Origin of the sequence: Thalassotalea sp. G20_0 (genome assembly GCF_017744175.1) — a bacterium.
Lineage (GTDB): Bacteria > Pseudomonadota > Gammaproteobacteria > Pseudomonadales > Endozoicomonadaceae > Endozoicomonas.
This window is the reverse complement of record NZ_JAGHQV010000004.1, coordinates 47,825-66,582: the sequence shown is the minus strand read 5'-3', so window position 1 is coordinate 66,582 and position 18,758 is coordinate 47,825. Positions and strand designations below refer to the sequence as shown.

Below are 18,758 nucleotides of genomic sequence, written 5' to 3'. Positions count from 1 at the left end.
CTCAATTTCTCGCAATCCTCGCTACGGACGCTTAAGTCCGACAGGCTCCCAGGCCAGCAAACCATACGCGGAAACCACTGAATTGGGGCAAATCGAACAATGACATACACCACATTTAACCGGGAACACTTCAATGCTACCCAGGAGCCCATGTTCTTTGGCCGTAATGTCAATGTATCCCGTTATGATGTCCAGAAGTACCCGATCTTTGAGAAGCTGATTGAGAAGCAGCTCTCCTTTTTCTGGCGCCCTGAGGAGGTGGACCTCTCAACCGATCGCCGTGACTTTGCTGCGCTTCCCGATCATGAAAGGCACATCTTTCTCAGCAACCTGAAATACCAGACCCTTCTGGACTCGGTGCAGGGCCGCTCACCGAACGTTGCCCTGCTGCCTATTGTTTCCCTGCCGGAACTGGAAACCTGGATCGAAACCTGGGCCTTCAGTGAGACCATCCACTCCCGTTCCTATACCCATATTATCCGCAATATCGTCACCGAACCGGCCCGTATCTTTGACGATATCGTGACCAATGAAGCGATTACCAAACGCGCCCGGGACATCACCCGCTACTATGACGCCCTGATCGAAGGTGTCAGCCTTTACCATCAGCTGGGTGATGGTAAACACACCGTTAACGGCGAAGAAATCAACATCAGCATTACCGACCTGAAGCGCAGGCTCTACCTCACCGTGGTGTCTGTGAATGTGCTGGAAGCGATCCGTTTTTACGTCAGTTTTGCCTGCAGCTTTGCCTTTGCCGAGCGCTCCACAATGGAGGGCAACGCCAAAATCATCAAATTGATCGCCCGCGATGAAGCCCTCCACCTGACCGGCACCCAGCACATCCTGCAACTGCTGGCCGATGGCAAAGATGACCCGGAAATGGCAGTGATTGCCCGTGAGCTGAAAGACCAGGCCAGACAGATCTTTATCGATGCGGCAGAACAGGAAAAAGACTGGGCAGACTACCTGTTCCGTGATGGCTCCATGATTGGCCTGAACCGGGACATTCTTGGCCAGTACGTTGAATACATCACCAACCAGCGGATGGTTGCCGTCGGCTTTGAACCGGCGTTTGCCATCAAACAGAACCCTCTGCCCTGGATGAACAGCTGGCTTAACAGCGACAACGTTCAGGTTGCCCCTCAGGAGGTGGAGGTCAGCTCCTACCTGGTTGGGCAAATAGACAGCGAAGTGCAGTCCGAAGATTTCAGTAACTTTTCGTTATAAGTCCTGCATTAAAAAACAGTGTAAGCAGTTTCAATACCCAACGTCCCATAGCCAGGCCTGCTTCAGGCCTGGCTGATACAGGCGAAACACCATGGCTCATATTGTCAAGATTCTTGAAGGCTTCAGCTTTATTCCCCGCAAAGAGCTGACGCTTCTGGAAGCCCTTGAGCAGGAAAACGTCGACATGGAGTATCAATGCCGTGAGGGGTTTTGTGGCAGCTGCCAGGTCACCCTTGTAGCGGGTGAAGTCACCTATACCACCGAACCCATCGCCTTTATTCCGGAAGGAAAAATACTGACCTGCTGCTGCCAGCTGAACAGTGACGTCACCATTGAAATCCCGGGCGGGTGCAAAATGAAGAAACACAACTTGTAAGCCTGTTATTCCACTCTCATCAACGGATCAGGCGCTTTGATTTATCCCCCCGCACCTTTAAATTTGAACGTTAGCCTCTTTTTCTGGTCATAGGTAAGTAGTTGGGCAAATGGAATCGTATATTTCATTTGGTTAACTACTTACTAACCTCTGGTTTTCAATATTGGTCAGGAAAGCCCATGCACCCTAACTCTATACGTCTATTAATTGCAGTCCCCTTATTGTTGAGCAGTCTCAGTTTGTTCGCTATTGCTGACGCCACGCCACAGGCGTCTGGCATCACCGCTGAATGGACTGCGCCGCCACCCGCCAATTCCGGCATGGAGCCTGAACAAACACCCGAATTCAACGAAAATGATCAACAGCAAACCGTTAAAAAAAGAACCGTAGATTACCGGGCCACCACTGAACTGCTATTGGAGCGTTACCCCTATGCCTTGATGAGCTATTTTTCCGAAATGGACGCAATCCTGACCTCCGATGATCCGGAAAAACAGCTATTTGCTATTTTCAGGCTCTCTTACCTGGGCTCCAGACATTTTCTATTCGTGGCGGATCCGGAAGCCATCCCTGAGCAATGGCAGCCCCATTTTACAAGTACCGCCGAGGAGAAACGAAAATCTGGCCAGACCCGCCACCAGATAATCGGCCAGGTCACTATCCCGGACTCGAATATCAGGATCAGGGTATTTAAACTGACTGAAGACCCTTCATCTGACGCCCAGACCAAGAGCAAGATTGTTCTGGCCCTGGCCGGTGAAAAGTCCGATGAGGCTGTCCAATGCCTGGTCACCCAATCAAAACCCGCTCACCCCGGCAGCTCTCCCTGCTCTCTTGCGGTAAAACAGCTGCAGGATATTAGCGATCTCGCGGATTCCCTGAAAGATATGTATCCGAACCATTCAGTGGAGATAACCGGTTACTCCTTCAGCGGCGCTATTGCCCAGGCCGCCATGTCAATATCCGAGACCATTGAGCAAGCCTACATTTTCAACAGCTACGGTATTCACCCAAGCTGGCTGGCAGGTATGCCCGAAAGCCGATTGGCCAGAATTCATCACTCCTATGTTGAAGGCAGCTTTCTTCATGGACAGGACTATAACCCGCTCAGCCGATACTCTCGATGGAAACTGCCGCCAAACAAGGTGGTGGTTGCCGGAATGAAGATTCCTTCCAGCGGGCTTGAACCCAACATACGACATATCTACCAGCTGAACCATCATGACAGTTGGCTGGACACCTTTTATAACTTTGTCACCAGCATCTGGATCTTACACTCCAAAGAGTCGGTTCTACGGGCATTTGAGGCAAATTTAAGGCTTGACCTCCCCTGGTAATTCTTCAGACAAGAGCATGAGCGGGACTGGCCGGTATCTGGTCAAGCCGCCTCCCCTGACCGGAACGCTGAAATCTCTTGACCAACGACAGTTGAAGTGTAAAATGCCAGACAATTTGTCAATCGGACTGCTTTTACCCAACAAAGAAGCTGACTGCTTGACCAAAAAGAGTTAACCTGAACGACACTCACCCGGGATAAGGTTTCGATGACACTGCACATGAACCGTCAGTCAATCAAAAGAACAAGCAGAATCCTTATGACTGGTGCCAACCACTTTATCTGTATTGCAAAAAAAAGCCCCTTAATCCAGGGGCTTTTTTTTGACTTGAAAATGACCAAAGGCGACAGGTATTACCCCCATGGGAAACAGGTTCTTTAACAGGAACATTATCTCCATAGCCGACCTTACCCGGGAAGATATGGAACAGATTCTTGAAGTGGCTGCTGAACTCAAGCACACGCCACGTCCCGGTCTATTGCAGGGCAAAGTAATTGCCAGCTGTTTTTTTGAGGCATCCACCCGCACACGCCTCTCGTTTGAAACAGCCGTTCAAAGGTTAGGCGGCACCCTGATTGGTTTTGCCGACGGTGGCAACACCTCTGCCAAAAAAGGGGAAACCCTTGCGGACTCCATCAAAATCATCAGCTCCTATACCGATGCGGTGGTGATGCGCCACCCTCAGGAAGGTGCTGCCCGGCTGGCCTCGGAATTCTCCAGCGCCCCCATTATCAATGGCGGCGACGGCTCCAACCAGCACCCAACCCAAACCCTGCTGGATCTGTTTAGTATTCGCGAGTGCCAGGGTCGACTGGATAACCTGAAAGTCACCTTTGTCGGTGACCTGAAATATGGCCGGACAGTGCACTCCCTGGCTCAGGCCCTGACCCACTTTAACGCAGAATTTCATTTTATTGCCCCGGATGCACTGGCAATGCCAGACTACATCCTGCAGGAACTGGATGAAAAAGGCATCCGGTGGCGTCGGGCGGAAAGCATCGAAGAAGTGGTTGCCGATACGGATATCATCTACATGACCCGGGTTCAGAAAGAGCGATTCGATGAAACCGAGTATAAGCACATCGCGTCAAACTATGTACTGACCAATGAAGCCCTGAAGCAGGCCCCCGCACACCTTAAAGTACTGCACCCGTTGCCAAGGGTTGATGAGATAGCCGTTGAAGTCGATCAAACCCCCCATGCCTATTACTTTGAACAGGCCCGAAACGGGGTATTTGCCCGTCAGGCGCTGCTGGCCCTGATTCTCAATGAATCCTTTGATGACAAGATGTGAGGAGTGATCGATGAGTAACAAACTTCAGGTTGAAGCCATCTGCCAGGGCACTGTCATCGACCATATTCCGGCGGGACAGGGAGTAAAAATCCTTGACCGTCTTCATCTGCTGAACAGTGAAGCGCGTATTACGGTGGGCTTTAATTTGCCCAGTAAAGCCCAGGGCTTCAAAGATATTATAAAAGTCGAAGGACGGATGTTTACTGAACAGGAGGCCAACGAACTGGCACTGTTCGCACCCAGCGCAACCATCAACGTGATTGACGATTACCGGGTGGTGGATAAGTTCACCATGGCCATTCCGAAAACGCTGAGAGCCGCGTTCGCCTGCCCCAACTCTAACTGCATTACGCATAATGAACCGGTGGAGAGCTATTTCTACCTGCGTCAGAAAAGTCATGATATCCAGCTGAAGTGCCACTATTGCGAAAAATCCTTCAGCAAGGAAATTGTGGCAGAGCTGAGATAACGGCAAGAAAGAGGGCGTTCAGTGACTGATAAAGAGCGCCTTCTATTTCCGGCCTGATCAAACAACTGATTGAAATAGAAAATAAAATTCTTCCTTTCCCACCAATGTCTAACTTCCAAACACGGCATCTCTACCTATTATTTAATTTTCAGCCAGATGGTGGGTAACAACTATGAGTTCTTGTCCAATATCTAATTTTATCGGTAATCGCTGCATGCCAGACCCTGTAAGAACGGAGTCTGTTGGGGAAAAAAACCAGAAATTTGCTGAAGAAGCCAGTTTTTTTACCGCTTTGTTCAAGAATCTCACAGTAAGACCAGTGCCTGATCCTGGCCTGATCATGGTTCTTAACAAGCAGTGGCTGGAAAGGAAGAAAAGGAAAGTGTCCAAGAAAGGCAAATCTGAACAATTGTGGCTGGGCAAGCGAGCGGATGATGAGCCGTCTGGCGAGTGGGGAAAATTCGAGGACGATTGACCAGACCGTGTTAACCACACGGCATCCCATTCAGCCATGTCGCCGGATTTGCCTGGTGGAAAGACACTATTTCCATCATTCGCGCGAATCCGTACAGTTCGTTTGATTTGTCCATTAATTCGGCGCGATAATACGCCATATCATTTACCGTGAAGATCCTCTCAAGGTTGCTCTCACGCTATACCGTACCCACTCGCACCGTAAAGTGGGCATGGTATTAACCAGCTAACTTCTTCCTCGCCCATCTCTGCGACGATCAGGATAAAGATTGTATCCTTATAGCTGGCTCACCCGGCTGCCAATTGGTAAAGCCATTGTTCAGGACTGAAAGGAACGAGATTAAGGCATTGAGTGGTTTTCTAGGATTTTTTAAGAAAAGCAGCGCGAGTAAAGACGCTTCCCCTGAAAAAGGGAAGAAAGCGCTTTCCGGCAGCAAAAAACAGGCTGCGCATTCCAGAAACAACGTCAAATCATCAAAGCGTCCGAAGCGGACAAGCAGCAGAAAGTCAGACCGTCCTGCCCAGGCACAGGAAAGCTGGAGTATTGATCAGTTCCAGGTAGCGCCTGACCCTGAAAAGACCCGCTTTCACGATTTTGCCCTGCCCGACGAACTGATGCATGCGATTGCTGACCAGGGCTTCAAGTACTGCACACCAATTCAGGCAGAGGTGCTGGGCAGCACTCTGGCGGGTCGGGATGCGATCGGCAAGGCTCAGACAGGAACCGGTAAAACAGCAGCATTTCTGATCAGCACGATCAAGCAGCTGATTGACACCCCGGCACCGGACACCCGCTACCTGGGCGAGCCACGCGCGGTCATTATCGCCCCCACACGGGAGCTGGCATTGCAGATCGGTAAGGACGCTGAAGCCCTGACCCAATACCTGCCGCTGCACGTTGTCACCGTTGTAGGTGGTATGGATTATGAGAAACAGCGTAAACGTATCGGCGAAAATTATGTGGATATTCTCGTTGCCACGCCCGGGCGTCTGCTGGACTACTGTGAGCGTAAAGACCTGTTTCTGGACCTGGTTGAAGTCATGGTGATCGACGAAGCGGACCGCATGCTGGACATGGGCTTTATCCCGCAGGTACGGCGTATTATCCGCATGACGCCAAGGCCGGGAGACCGTCAGACGCTGCTATTCTCGGCGACATTCACAGATGATGTATTAAGGCTTGGAGAACAGTGGACCTGGAACCCGGTAAAGGTTGAGATTGAGCCTGACAGTGTGGCCACCGACACGGTGGAACAAAAGGTTTACATTCTCTCATCGGAGCAGAAGTTTCCCCTGCTGGTAAACCTGATTAACCATCACCAGCTGGAAAAAGTCATTGTTTTCACCAATCGCAGGGACCAAACCCGCAAGCTGACCGAACAGCTGCAAAAGGTTGGGATCAGGGCAGACCAAATCTCCGGCGAAGTTCCCCAGAACAAGCGCCTCAGAACTCTGGAAGATTTCCGCTCCGGAAAAATTTCAGTACTGGTGGCTACCGATGTTGCTGGCCGGGGAATTCACATTGACGGAATCAGCCATGTGATCAACTACAACCTGCCTGAAGACCCTGATGACTACGTCCACAGGATTGGCAGAACCGGAAGAGCGGGGGCAAGTGGAACCAGCATCAGCTTTGCCTGTGAAGATGATTCGTTTCTGATTCCGGATCTTGAAGCGCTGCTGGGGGATAAACTGAAGAAGGACTACCCACCGGAACAGCTTCTTGTTGATCCCCGAAACAGTAAGCACCGATAAGCTAACCCGGATATTTCATAAACTGCCCCGAATCTCGCGCACGACCACATGGATGTGGGAGGTAGGGCGACGCAGGATGCCAAAGCCGAGGACTTTGTCGCTCTAAGGGATTTTGTGAGGGAGCGCCGTACCGGGGAGTACGGTCGACTGAACAAAACTCCCTTAGAGCGGCAAAGGACAAGCGAGAACGGGAGCATGTTTATGAAATATCCGGGTTAACAGTGCAGGCGAACGCTAACGATTCGCCTGCTGACATGGGAGGGAATAGTAAGAATTAAAAGAAATATCAATCAAAAAAACAGTAAAATTTTTATAAAAAAATACGATATATCCTTTCAAGCATAAGAGTAAAACACATCAACTTAAACCCTTTAGGAGGAGAAAAAAATTTTTTTATTCTTCATCGAAATTTAGCCTTGCCGGATTAACGCTTTTCGATAAGAATCAACTATGAGTAACCCAAAAACAGACAAGGGAGCTGCCTATGGGACATGCCCTGGAAACCAGGCCAGAAAACTCACCCATCACAACCACCTACATACTGGACAGTAACGTCCTGATTCACGACCCTAACTCTATCCTCAACTTTGAAGAACATCAGGTAATCATTCCCATCACCGTTCTGGAAGAACTGGACAAACTCAAGAACGGCAAACAAACCATAGCCGCTGACTGTCGTCAGGCCATACGACTGATTGATAATATTCTGGGTACAGCAACACCTGCGGAGATAGAGCAGGGAGTCCCTATCCAGAGAAGCCACAGCACGGAAACATCCGGTACGCTCTCCATCATGATGAGTCATGCCGACGATAAAATCACCACACTCCCCAGCAGTAATAACGATAACCAGATAATTAACGACATCTGTCAGTATCAGAACGCCCATCCGGACCGGCAGTTCATACTGGTCACCAAAGACATAAATATGCGCCTCAAAGCCAGGGGCTGCGGTATTCTTACCGAAGACTATCACAGTGACCAGCTGGTCAGTGATATTGGCTTACTGACCAAAGGTTATATCCATTATGAAGGCAACTTCTGGGACCGGGTCAATGAAGTAAAAACGGTACAGCTTGATGGCAAAACCATTCATACCCTGAATAAAAGTGAGTTTGCCGAAGAGTTGTATCTCAACAAGTTCCTTTTAGACGACCAAGGGTTTGTAGCAAAAGTCATCGACCTATCGGACGACCAGGTAAGTCTTCAACACTACAGTAGAGAAAGCCTGATGCATCAGGAAGCCTGGGGGTTGAGACCATTGAACATCAACCAGGCCATGGCCCTGAATCTGCTGCTTGACCCGGATGTTCACCTGGTGAACCTCAATGGTGCCGCCGGTTCTGGCAAGACCATTCTGGCCCTGGCAGCCGCCATTGAAATGACCATTGCCACGAAACAATACCGGAGAATTATTGCCACCCGTTCCACCCGGGGATTGGATGAAGACATTGGCTTCCTGCCAGGTACCGAGGCTGAAAAAATGGAACCCTGGCTGGGCGCTATTACCGACAACCTGGAAGCGCTGCACAATGATGACGAATCCACCAACAGCAGTGTGGAGTACATTCTCGACCGGGTACCGCTCCATTTCAAATCCCTGAACTACATCCGTGGCAGGAGTTTCCAGCAGAGTCTGATCATCATCGATGAATGTCAGAATCTGACTCCTCACCAGATCAAAACCATCATCACCCGCGCCGGTGTCGGCAGTAAAGTGATCTGCCTTGGCAACCTGGCCCAGATCGACACCCCTTATCTGGCCGCCACCAGCTCCGGCTTAACCTATATGACTGAGCGCCTGAAGCATTTCCCCCATGGAGGTTCAATGCAGCTTCAGGGTGTACCAAGGTCACCACTGGCAGCGTATGCTGAAACCCATCTGTAATTCATTCCTCTTCATCACGACAAAGCCCCGGGTCGCCGGGGCTTTCTATTTTTCCGACCGTGTGACAGGCTCACTGATATCATCCGGGACGCTGCACGAGAATAGACTGAACTGCTGCGGTGGCAACAAATTGCTCTGAACATTCCAGCTTCTTAAAGTGATAGCCATTATCAATGGTCATGATAGGTCTTATTAACCCTTTCAACCCTATTAAAGGAACGCTCCCTGCTCTACTATTGTCATCATTATCTCAAGCTTGAAAAATCAGGGAGAGTTGAATGCTGCTCGTTATTTCTCCAGCGAAAACCCTGGACTATGACACACCACCCACAACAAAAAAATTCACCCAGCCAGACTTTCTTGACCAGTCCGCCCTGCTGATTGAAGAGCTCCGTGAATTAAGCCCGGCAGCGATTGGCAGCCTGATGAGCATCAGTGATAAGCTGTCCCAGCTCAATGCAGCCCGTTTCCAGGCATGGTCGGCACCGTTCAGTCCGGACAATGCCAAGCAGGCGGTACTGGCCTTCAAGGGTGATGTATACACCGGTCTCGACGCAGAAACACTCAGTGAACAGCAGCTGTCATTTGCCCAGCAACACCTGAGAATTCTCTCTGGCCTTTATGGCCTGTTACGCCCGCTGGACTTAATGCAGGCTTACCGGCTGGAAATGGGCACGCGATTTTCCAATCAGCGGGGGAAAGACCTTTACCAGTTCTGGGGAAGCAGGATTACAGAGCAGCTGAACAACGAGCTGGCCAGTCAGAAGAGCCAGGTACTGGTCAACCTCGCGTCCAATGAATACTACAAGTCTGTGCAGCCAAAGCAGATTAATGGCCAGATTATTACGCCGGTATTTAAAGACTGGAAGAACGGTCAATACAAAATCATCAGTTTCTACGCCAAAAAAGCCAGGGGCCTGATGTGCCGCTACATTATCGACCATAATATTGACCAGCCAGAGAAAATGAAAAGTTTTGACTACGAAGGTTATGCCTTCAATGAGGCCATGTCCTCCGATAAGGAGTGGGTTTTTACCCGGGAAGCGCAAGATTAAAAATCTACCATTGGGTTTCGCTCTATGCTTGCCTTGTAAAATTCAAGCATAGAGTAGAAATCGCCTTTTCCCGGAACATGAAAAGGCGAAAGCGGTTCAGCGCAGCAGCGAAGTGGAGTCAATCCAGAAGTAAACAGACCAGCTGTCTTTAAAGAAACCGGGAGTACTCTGCTTTCTTAACGTTCCCCGAACCTGGTCTTCAAGCAGGTACTGAGTCTCCTCCCCCCGTTCTTCAAGCAAGCCCTGCTTTTCATACCAGCCATGGGGATTTTCACCCAGACATTGATTGATAAAGGTCTGGGCCTGTTCATACACCTGATGAGCCGTTTCCTGGTCAGGATAAGCCTTATTGCAGACATAACTGTATTTATCACCCCATTGCCATATCTGACAGCTGTTTTCTATCAGCTGATAACGACTCTCCCAGAGCGTAATTTTGTATTTATAGGACGGGCGGAAACGGATGCTCTCAAAGTTATTATTGCTTTTACTGAACAGGTTAGAAAGTGACTGACAGTCTGCCTGATCTTGGTTGGAGGAGGTGCCTGTTGTCGATGAATCTTTAGAAGCCAGTGAACTACAGCCAGAAATCATAGCCACCAAAAAGGTCATGAAAATAAATTTCTTTCCTGAAACGATCTTCCTGAACATCCTTTCTCCTCCCCGGGTCAAGCCAGAACAGTGCTGACGATGGTTAGAAGGGTATAGGGACGGAAAGAGAAAATAAATAAAAAAAACCGGTTGGCTGGCAACAAACCGTCATCATGGATTTTATAGGACACCGTGCCCTGCAAAGCCATAACCTGAACACTGGTCTGATCACCAAACCAGACACCGGCCCAATCATCCTCATAATCCAGTTCAATGCCAAGAGATAGACGCATCATAGCAACTCCAAATCCTTTGGGCATATAAAAATTGCTGGCGATCATACAAAGGCTTTATGGATAACGCTGTTAGTTTTTGTTTCAGAATGAAAAACATGAGTAACTACGCACATGACGCAAATCTTTCCACGTACCGCCCTCTATCACCTTAATCGCAACCTGACCTCATCGGGCCATAATGACCGGTAACAATTTCCTCCTGCTGCCGATATCACTAACAATATAACCGGCCAGCCTACTTAATTATGTTCAAACTACCCAGAAACCCACTTTGTCACAGAACACCAGGAGTCGAGGGTTCAGGCCCCGTCCACACCAATTATGAGCCAACGCCAAAAGAGGCGGAGGCACCGGTTGGTCACCATAGAGGCAGGAAAATTGAAAGTGCCGATACCACGAGCTATTTAGCGAAACAGGAAAGCGTGGTCACAGGTGCAGACAGTCCATCGCCGCTAAAAACAGAAGCTACCCAGGTACCCGCTCATCACACGACGGGTTTAAAAGAGAATAAACTGGATAGCCAGAATACAGAACTTTTGCAGAAACGGGCTGATTTGCTGAAAGAGGCAGACAGTCTTCTTGGTGCCATTAACGCAAAGAAAGTAGTCGGTATTTCGCTGGAAGCACTGTATAAAGCTCAAGCTAATAGCCCTGAACAGGTGCTGGCAATGCTTAAGAGTATGGAGTTCCCGGCTGGCCTTAGCGTTAAAATCACCCTTAAGTCTCAGTCCGACAAACCACTGAGCCTGATACCCCCGGGTGATGAATTGGAGAACCATAAGAATCTTGACAAGTTAATGGTAAAAACCATAGAGGCCCTTAAGCGTCACGATAAGCAGTATGCCAATACAGAAGCAAGTGCCAGTAGAGCCGAAGAAATAAGACAGTCCCTCGTTCTCAACGACAACGAGGTTGCGGGCAGAGAAACCCTGGGCCAGGGGGAAGGCGCACAGGCGTTTGACAAGCTAATAAACAGAAAGTGTGCAATCACCGTTCATCATCGAACCCCCGTTGAGAAAAGCTTTGTCGAGACCAGACACCATGATACAAGCGCCCGGCCAGCAGCAGAGGAAAGCTCTGCTATCACTGCCAGAGAAGATTCTCCGGGTATTGAGAAAGGAAATGGTTACCCTGAAGAGCAAGACTTAACCACAACAACCTCTTCCGGTGCGCAGAAACAAGCTGCCCCCATAGTTACCGATCCACCCATGGACAGACCGACTCAGCGAGCAACTCCGGCTTATCCGGTACCACTGCCTTTAGTGAATAGTTCGCAAACCACCGCTACGCCTGAAGAGGCCGAACCGGCTTTACTACAGAGTGAACAGCAGGCTACTGACTCAGTCCAAAGCTCTCCACCTATTGAGACAGAACAAGAAAGCACTCCAGCAGCTGAATATACAGAGAGTGTTCCAACAGAAGAAGACCTCACTGTCACCGAGCCCGTTTCAGCTCTGAAGAAGCAAACTGGTACCGTACCGGACAGCGAAGAGAGTCCGCAGGAAACAGTGCCCGTTGATCGTCTCTCCTCCTTGCCGGAAACCATAACAGCAGCATCCCTCTCCCGGGAAGAAATCCGGGAAGCGGCCTCTGTCCCGACAGAGGAATCCGTCGTTCAGCCGACAATGACGCCGCAACAGGCAGAGCCGTCAACCAACCCGACCACGGAGCAGACGGCCAAATCGCAAGTCCAACAGCCAGAAAAACAAGATAACTTGCATGCAGCACTGCTCAGAGAGCTAAAAAATAGACAAAGGGAACTAAAATCAACAAAGCCAAACCAGCCAATTGAAGGCAACAGCACACAAACCAGTGACAGACTTTCACCCAATGACGATACGGCAAACACAGCAAAAGCCTCTCGGTCCGGGAGTCACCCCGAACTTATGGCGGAATTGACCAAAAAACTGGCCGACAGAAGACCCAAAACACCGGAAGAAGTTGACACTCTGGATAGCAATGTTGCCAGGAAATGGGCTCAGACGGCGGAGAGATTGGAAAATAGCCACCTTCCGTTTATCGATGAACTGATGGAAAAAGTAGCGGCAAGAAACAGAGCAATGGAAGACACGGCTCAGCCCTCCCAGTCGGCACTATCACCCGCCGGTTACAGGCCTGCTGAAACAACGGTTTCCTTTCCACCGTTCCCTGCGGCGGATGAATTACCGGCCGGGCAGAGAAGCTCTTCTCAGGCGAATAGCAAGGCAACCAATAACATTGCCGTACCAAAGAGCGAAACGAAAAACACATCATCCGGTAACAAGACGTTTAACGATGCCCAGTTTAAAGCAGAGTTGGAAGCCGCCGTGGCAAAGATGCTGAGAAGAACTTCAAATACCATGGATGCTGACGACATCACAGACTCGTCCGTATCTGATGACCAGCTCCCGGAGGATGTAACCGCTGACCTGAACAACATAAATGCCGCCCTCTCTCCAGAAGAACCGGGAGAAACCGCTCAGCCAATTTTGAACAATGATGCCACAACGCCATTGCCTCCCGCTGCACCACCAGTACCTCCACCAATATCCCAGGAAATATTGTCCGCCAGGACCAGGAAGGCTCCGGCATCAACCAGCACTGCTCAGGCCAATAGCCCGGATAACGCAAACAAAACGGAATCAGGTAACGGAGCTAAAAGCAAGCCATCAAACCAGGGCTTCTTTGGCAGTGAGACATTCAAAAAAGCTCTGGAAAACGCTGCTACCGCCATGGATAACAAGCGTCAGAGCAGCGACAAGGATATTGAGCAACAAATCCAAGAAGCAAAAGAAGAGGCAAAGAAAATAAAAGAGAAGGCACCCAAACCCAATGATCTGCTTGGTTCTCTGAAAAGGAGATTGCTTCCAATCAGGGAAGCCAATAAAGATGCTGATAATGATAAAGACGAAGAAGGCAAGTTTGAGTAAGCACCACACATTCCGGTGAGTTCTATCCTGGCTGACCGGTAATGTCGCCTTTAGGCGATAACGCTCCTGTATCTGTCATGTCTCCGGGGTTCTTTGGGCTTTATGATCATGAAAATGCAATTATAACCTTCACTCAGGTTTTGTTTTGTGCCTGTTTTCTGCCTGCAAACGCGTATCCCTACCTCGGCTTCTACTTTATTAAGACGATAAAGTACTAAAAAAGTTAAAATTTACAACACGTTAGAAACAAAACATAACAGAAAACTTTTTTAAACCTTAATAATATTCCTGTCAGTTTTATACGGCACATTTTCTGCGTGCTTCTTTCCCAGCGGTATCATCCACTGACAGTCACTTTCAGGAAGCGACTCGTCAGAGTACTGCCCAATAGACTTTTGTGGAGTTTCATGTCTATGGTTTCGCGCCAAGGCCGTTTATTTGTACTTTCCTCTCTGGCTTTTGCCGTATTCACCGGTAATGCCGTTGCAGGTGGCTTTGAAAAAGCGACCATGTGGGACGCGAAATACGCTGCCCTTGCGGGTGCCGCTGTTTCTTCCGTTAATACATCCAGTGCCGTGTTCTACAACCCGGCTGGTCTGGCCCGTATTGAGGGCAACGAAATTGCCTTGAATGCCTCTCCTACCTTTGTTCAGACCAACGGTCCCGCTGAAGGCGATAACTCCTATGTGAAAGGAGAGAGAAACTTTGTGCCCAATGCCGGTTTGACGGGCGCTTATCGCCTGAATGACCGGTTGGTTATGGGTTATGGGTTCTATGGTGCCGGTGGTTCCAATACCAGTTATGAAGGGGTTACTGTTGGTAGTCTCACACCAATGACTGGCGACTATTCAACCGATATCAAGATAATGGAAGCCGGTCTGGCTCTTGCCTACCAGATCAATAACAACTGGTCCATCGGTGGCACCTACCGTATTACCTATGCCCAGGCTGATATCAATCTGGCCTCTGCTGCTATTTTTGGTACTACCGGTGCGCTTGTGGGTTATAACGACCTCTCTGGCTTTAACACATTTGGTGTACGTCTCGGCGCGATGTATCGCTCCGATGATAACCGCTGGGGCTGGGGACTGAATTATCGCTCAGATGTCAGTATAGAGGCAGATGGTGAAGCCACTACCTATGTAGCGAACACCGCTGTTCATACACCAGGCATCGCCGCTACTGCTGAAACCGCATTGCCAACCCAGATTTCCACAGGTGTAGACTACAGCCTGAATAATGACTGGAAGCTGTTCGGTGAAGCCACCTGGACGAAGTACAGCGATATAGAATCGATCAAGTTTTCCAGCAATGAAGGTAATTTGCTGGTAAACAGGATTATTGCTAACTGGGATGACCAGTGGAACTTCCGCTTTGCTACTGAGTACACCGGCATCGAAAACTGGGCATTGAGAGCGGGTTATATCTACACCACAGCCGTAACGCCAGAAGAATACGCGGCACCCACCTTCTCCACACCGGCTGGTGCTCACTCCTTCACCCTGGGTGCGGGTACTACCTTGATGAGTGGCAAACTGGGACTTGATTTGGGTGCAGAATATAACTTTGCTGAAAACGATACGGTAAAAGGTGGCGGTGAAGTGACCAATACCGGAACCAAAGCCAGCTCCGGCAAGTACGACACCAACGCCTGGGCACTGCACGCTACCCTGCGCTACAAGTTCTAAGTTCGATTGCTAAGTGACATAAAATACCGGCGTGAACCATTTATGCCGGTATTTTTTTATTAACCCCAAACCGGTTTGAGTTCCCTGGCACATCATTTCGATGAGTTTGATGTGTACAATCTCCGCTCAGGACGAACGGAGCCTGGGAGTCATTGATAGAAGGAACCCATCAATTACATTGAAACCATGCACTAGTGATTCAACACCTGACCAAGAAACCTGCGGGTTCGCTCTGAACGTGGGTTGCTGAAAAACACTTCCGGCGGTGCCTGTTCAATAATCTGACCTTCATCCATAAAGATCACCCGGTCAGCCACCGTCCGGGCAAAGCCCATTTCATGGGTCACGCAGAGCATGGTCATCCCTTCCTGTGCCAGCTCGACCATAACCTCCAGCACTTCTTTAATCATCTCCGGATCAAGGGCAGAGGTGGGCTCATCAAACAGCATCACTTCCGGATTCATACACAGGCTTCGGGCAATCGCCACCCGCTGCTGCTGGCCACCAGACAGTTGTCCGGGATATTTATTGGCCTGATCCGGGATTCTCACCCGCTCCAGGTATTCCATAGCCACCTTTTCCGCTGCCTTTTTTGACTGTTTACGGACCCAGATAGGTGCCAGTGTACAGTTCTCCAGAATGGTCAGATGTGGAAACAGATTAAACTGCTGGAATACCATCCCCACTTCACGACGGATGGTTTCTATATTTTTCAGGTCATTGGTCAGCCGGGTGCCATCCACCACAATGCTGCCTTCCTGATGCTCCTCAAGGCAATTAATGCAGCGGATCAATGTGGACTTACCGGAGCCGGAAGGCCCACAGATAACGATCTTCTCCCCCTTCCTGACGTTCAGGTTAATATCACGCAGCACATGAAATTGACCATACCATTTATTCAGGCCACTGATCTCAATCAGGCTGGCCTGCTCAACAGCGGCTTCACGCTGAATCGTCACCTCTGGCTGGCCACTTTTCGGTAATGGCTTTTGCAGACGAGGTTCGTCAAGATAATCACTCATACCATTGGCATCCCTGATGTCATTATCGGTGTAATTGTTGTTCCAGTCGCTGGCTGTACTTTGATATGCCAAAACAGAAAACCCAGAAAACCAGCCCGGCAAACAGATAGCCCTCTATGGAGTTGCCCAGCCAGGCGGGGTCATTCAGCCCGGCCTGAATAATGGCCAGCAGATCAAACAGGCCGATGACCAGTACCAGACTGGTGTCTTTAAACAGGGCAATAAAGGTATTTACCACCCCGGGAATAACCAGTCTCATGGCCTGGGGCAGGATAATCATAATCATCCCCTGCCAGTAACTCAGGCCAAGGCTGTTAAACGCTTCAAACTGTCCTTTGGGGATGGCCTGCAACCCACCTCGCACCACTTCCGCCATATAGGCCGCCTGAAATAGAATAATGCCGATCAGCGCCCGCAGCAGTTTATCGAACACCACCTCTTCCGGCACAAACAGTGGCAGCATGACCGAGGCCATAAAGAGCACAGTGATCAGGGGAACACCGCGCCAGAGTTCAATATACCCGGTGCATAAAGACCGTATGACCGGCATATTGGAACGACGACCAAGGGCCAGCAGCACACCGAATGGCAAAGAGGCGATCATCCCGCACAGTGCCAGCAACAGCGTCAGCATCACCCCACCCCACTGATGGGTCTCCACTTTCTCAAGCCCCAACAAGTCGCCATAAAGCAGAAACCAGGAAACCACCGGCATCAGTACCAGGCTGTAGCCCAACACCCACTTTTTACCCGGTGTCACTTTAAACGACAGCCAGGCAATCAACAGGGCCAGCTGGGTAAAAAAGAGATCCGCCCGCCACTGCTGTTCTTCCGGGTAAAACCCATAAATAAACTGATCAAGCCTTGCCGTGATAAAAGCCCAGCAGGCCCCTTCACTACTGCAGGCAGTGCTGTCGGTGCCAAACCAGGTAGCCTCGATAAATGCCCACTGCACCAGCGGTGGTACGAATAAATACAGACCGTAAGCAATCAGCAGTGTGGTCAGCGCACTCAGCGGGTTGGCAAACAGATTATTTTTTACCCATGCCAGTACACCGACGGCTGTTGCAGGTGGCTCACGGGCAGGAATCATGTTGATATCGTGACTGATCATTTCTCTCAACCTTACCGCTCGATAAGCGCCACATGTCTGTTATAGATATTCATCAGCAGGGATACACTCAAACTGATGGTAAGATAAACGGCCATGGTCATGGCAATCACTTCAACCGCCTGCCCGGTCTGGTTCAGGGTAGTGCCGGCAAAGACACTGACCAGGTCCGGATAACCAATCGCTGTCGCCAGTGAAGAGTTTTTGGCCAGATTCAGATATTGATTGGTCAATGGCGGAATAATCACCTTCATCGCCTGGGGAATCACCACCAGGGTCAACACTTTCCCTGGCTTAAGCCCCAGTGATGCGGCAGCCTCTTTCTGCCCTTTCTGAACAGACTCAATACCGGCTCTCACCACCTCGGCAATAAAGGCGGCGGTATAAATGGTCAGGGCCAGTAACAAAGCGCCCAGCTCAGGAATGATGGTAATACCACCACGGAAGTTAAAGCCTTTCAGCGCTGGCGTATCCAGGACCAACGATGCACCAGAAAAGTGCCAGACAAGCACAGGAACGCCCATTAGTAGTGCGGCCATATACCAGGACGCACCGGAAATGTCCTTACCGGTTGCCACTCTTCTCTGCCGATTTCTGGCCCTTAGCAATAACGCCAGACCAATGGCAACCAGACAACTGACCAGAACCGGCAGCAGCCCCTGCTCAATAATAGGTTTGGGCAGAAAAAGACCACGCAGATTTAAAAAAATGGTATCGCCAAGGGCATAACTTTGCCGGGGATGGGGTAACGCCGCCAGAACTGCGAAATACCAGAAAAAGATTTGCAGCAGTAATGGAATATTGCGAAAGGTCTCAATAAACACCGATGCCATTCTGGCCAGCAGCCAGTTAGACGACAGTCTGGCAACCCCCACCAGAAAACCCAGCAGGGTAGCGAAGAAGATACCTAATCCGGACACCAGCAAGGTATTAAGTATGCCCACAACAAAGGTGCGACCGTAGCTGTGGGATTCGTCGTAGGCCACCAGCGATTGAATAATGCCAAAGCCCGCTTCCTGGGAAAGAAAATCGAATCCGGTGCTGATGCCCCGGTGTTCAAGGTTGTTCATGGTGTTATTGATTACCCAGACACCGAGCATCACCACCACCAGCACCACAATCCCCTGCATCAACAGCGGCCTGAAGGAGGCATCACGCCATAGCCTCAGCATCTCTTTCAACATCTTCTCCAAAAAGGAGGGGTTTGCATTTTTTTTATGGGATACGTGCTCAGGATCACTCACGACCTAACTCCCTTTTTCT

At 49.9% G+C, this 18,758-nt stretch carries 16 protein-coding genes; 11 read left to right on the top strand and 5 right to left on the bottom strand.

The features are described from left to right. Positions 1-99 precede the first annotated feature (99 nt). From nrdB to yaaA, 9 genes are all read left to right on the top strand, one after another. Positions 100-1,230 carry a class Ia ribonucleoside-diphosphate reductase subunit beta gene (nrdB, locus tag J7438_RS03195; protein ID WP_209275427.1) on the top strand — a complete coding sequence of 377 codons (1,131 nt, stop codon included), beginning with the start codon at positions 100-102 and terminating at the stop codon, positions 1,228-1,230. A 91-nt stretch (positions 1,231-1,321) separates the two neighbouring features. Continuing rightward, positions 1,322-1,606 carry a class I ribonucleotide reductase maintenance protein YfaE gene (yfaE, locus tag J7438_RS03190; protein ID WP_209202517.1) on the top strand — a complete coding sequence of 95 codons (285 nt, stop codon included), beginning with the start codon at positions 1,322-1,324 and terminating at the stop codon, positions 1,604-1,606. A gap of 179 nt (positions 1,607-1,785) precedes the next feature. Continuing rightward, entirely contained in the window at positions 1,786-2,943 is a 1,158-nt protein-coding gene (locus tag J7438_RS03185; protein ID WP_209202519.1) for a hypothetical protein, read from the top strand. Between the two features lie 361 nt (positions 2,944-3,304). Further along, complete coding sequence (pyrB, locus tag J7438_RS03180; protein ID WP_209275426.1) at positions 3,305-4,237, top strand: aspartate carbamoyltransferase; 933 nt, start codon at positions 3,305-3,307, stop codon at positions 4,235-4,237. Between the two features lie 10 nt (positions 4,238-4,247). Further along, entirely contained in the window at positions 4,248-4,706 is a 459-nt protein-coding gene (gene pyrI, locus J7438_RS03175) for an aspartate carbamoyltransferase regulatory subunit (protein ID WP_209275425.1), read from the top strand. Between the two features lie 214 nt (positions 4,707-4,920). Beyond that, positions 4,921-5,181: a hypothetical protein gene (locus J7438_RS03170; RefSeq protein ID WP_209202525.1), complete on the top strand. Its 261-nt coding sequence runs from the start codon at positions 4,921-4,923 to the stop codon at positions 5,179-5,181. A 347-nt stretch (positions 5,182-5,528) separates the two neighbouring features. Next, positions 5,529-6,935, top strand: coding sequence for an ATP-dependent RNA helicase RhlB (rhlB, locus tag J7438_RS03165; RefSeq protein WP_209275424.1), 1,407 nt, complete (start codon positions 5,529-5,531; stop codon positions 6,933-6,935). Positions 6,936-7,419: 484 nt separating this feature from the next. Next, complete coding sequence (locus J7438_RS03160; protein WP_209275423.1) at positions 7,420-8,823, top strand: PhoH family protein; 1,404 nt, start codon at positions 7,420-7,422, stop codon at positions 8,821-8,823. Between the two features lie 278 nt (positions 8,824-9,101). Next, positions 9,102-9,878, top strand: coding sequence for a peroxide stress protein YaaA (gene yaaA, locus J7438_RS03155; protein WP_209275422.1), 777 nt, complete (start codon positions 9,102-9,104; stop codon positions 9,876-9,878). A gap of 96 nt (positions 9,879-9,974) precedes the next feature. Here yaaA and J7438_RS03150 read toward each other — a convergent pair whose 3' ends face one another. Further along, complete coding sequence (locus J7438_RS03150; protein WP_209275421.1) at positions 9,975-10,478, bottom strand: hypothetical protein; 504 nt, start codon at positions 10,476-10,478, stop codon at positions 9,975-9,977. 68 nt (positions 10,479-10,546) lie between these two features. After that, on the bottom strand, positions 10,547-10,765 hold the full coding sequence (locus tag J7438_RS03145; protein WP_209202534.1) for a hypothetical protein: 219 nt from the start codon (positions 10,763-10,765) through the stop codon (positions 10,547-10,549). Between the two features lie 245 nt (positions 10,766-11,010). On the opposite strand from J7438_RS03145, the gene J7438_RS03140 reads away from it, so the two are divergent. Continuing rightward, positions 11,011-13,674 (top strand): hypothetical protein, encoded by a 2,664-nt coding sequence (locus J7438_RS03140; protein WP_209275420.1) that lies wholly within the window; start codon positions 11,011-11,013, stop codon positions 13,672-13,674. Positions 13,675-14,081: 407 nt separating this feature from the next. Next, positions 14,082-15,362: an OmpP1/FadL family transporter gene (locus J7438_RS03135; protein WP_209275419.1), complete on the top strand. Its 1,281-nt coding sequence runs from the start codon at positions 14,082-14,084 to the stop codon at positions 15,360-15,362. 191 nt (positions 15,363-15,553) lie between these two features. Here the strand turns inward: J7438_RS03135 and J7438_RS03130 are convergent, their stop codons facing one another. The 3 genes from J7438_RS03130 to J7438_RS03120 form a co-directional block, all read right to left on the bottom strand. Further along, positions 15,554-16,282, bottom strand: a complete 729-nt coding sequence (locus tag J7438_RS03130; RefSeq protein WP_209202600.1) for an amino acid ABC transporter ATP-binding protein — start codon at positions 16,280-16,282, stop codon at positions 15,554-15,556. Between the two features lie 124 nt (positions 16,283-16,406). Further along, positions 16,407-17,498 (bottom strand): amino acid ABC transporter permease, encoded by a 1,092-nt coding sequence (locus J7438_RS03125; RefSeq protein WP_209202540.1) that lies wholly within the window; start codon positions 17,496-17,498, stop codon positions 16,407-16,409. Between the two features lie 11 nt (positions 17,499-17,509). After that, the gene (locus tag J7438_RS03120; protein ID WP_353620089.1) at positions 17,510-18,739 is read right to left on the bottom strand and encodes an amino acid ABC transporter permease; all 1,230 of its coding nucleotides are present in this window, start codon (positions 18,737-18,739) and stop codon (positions 17,510-17,512) included. Positions 18,740-18,758 lie beyond the last annotated feature (19 nt).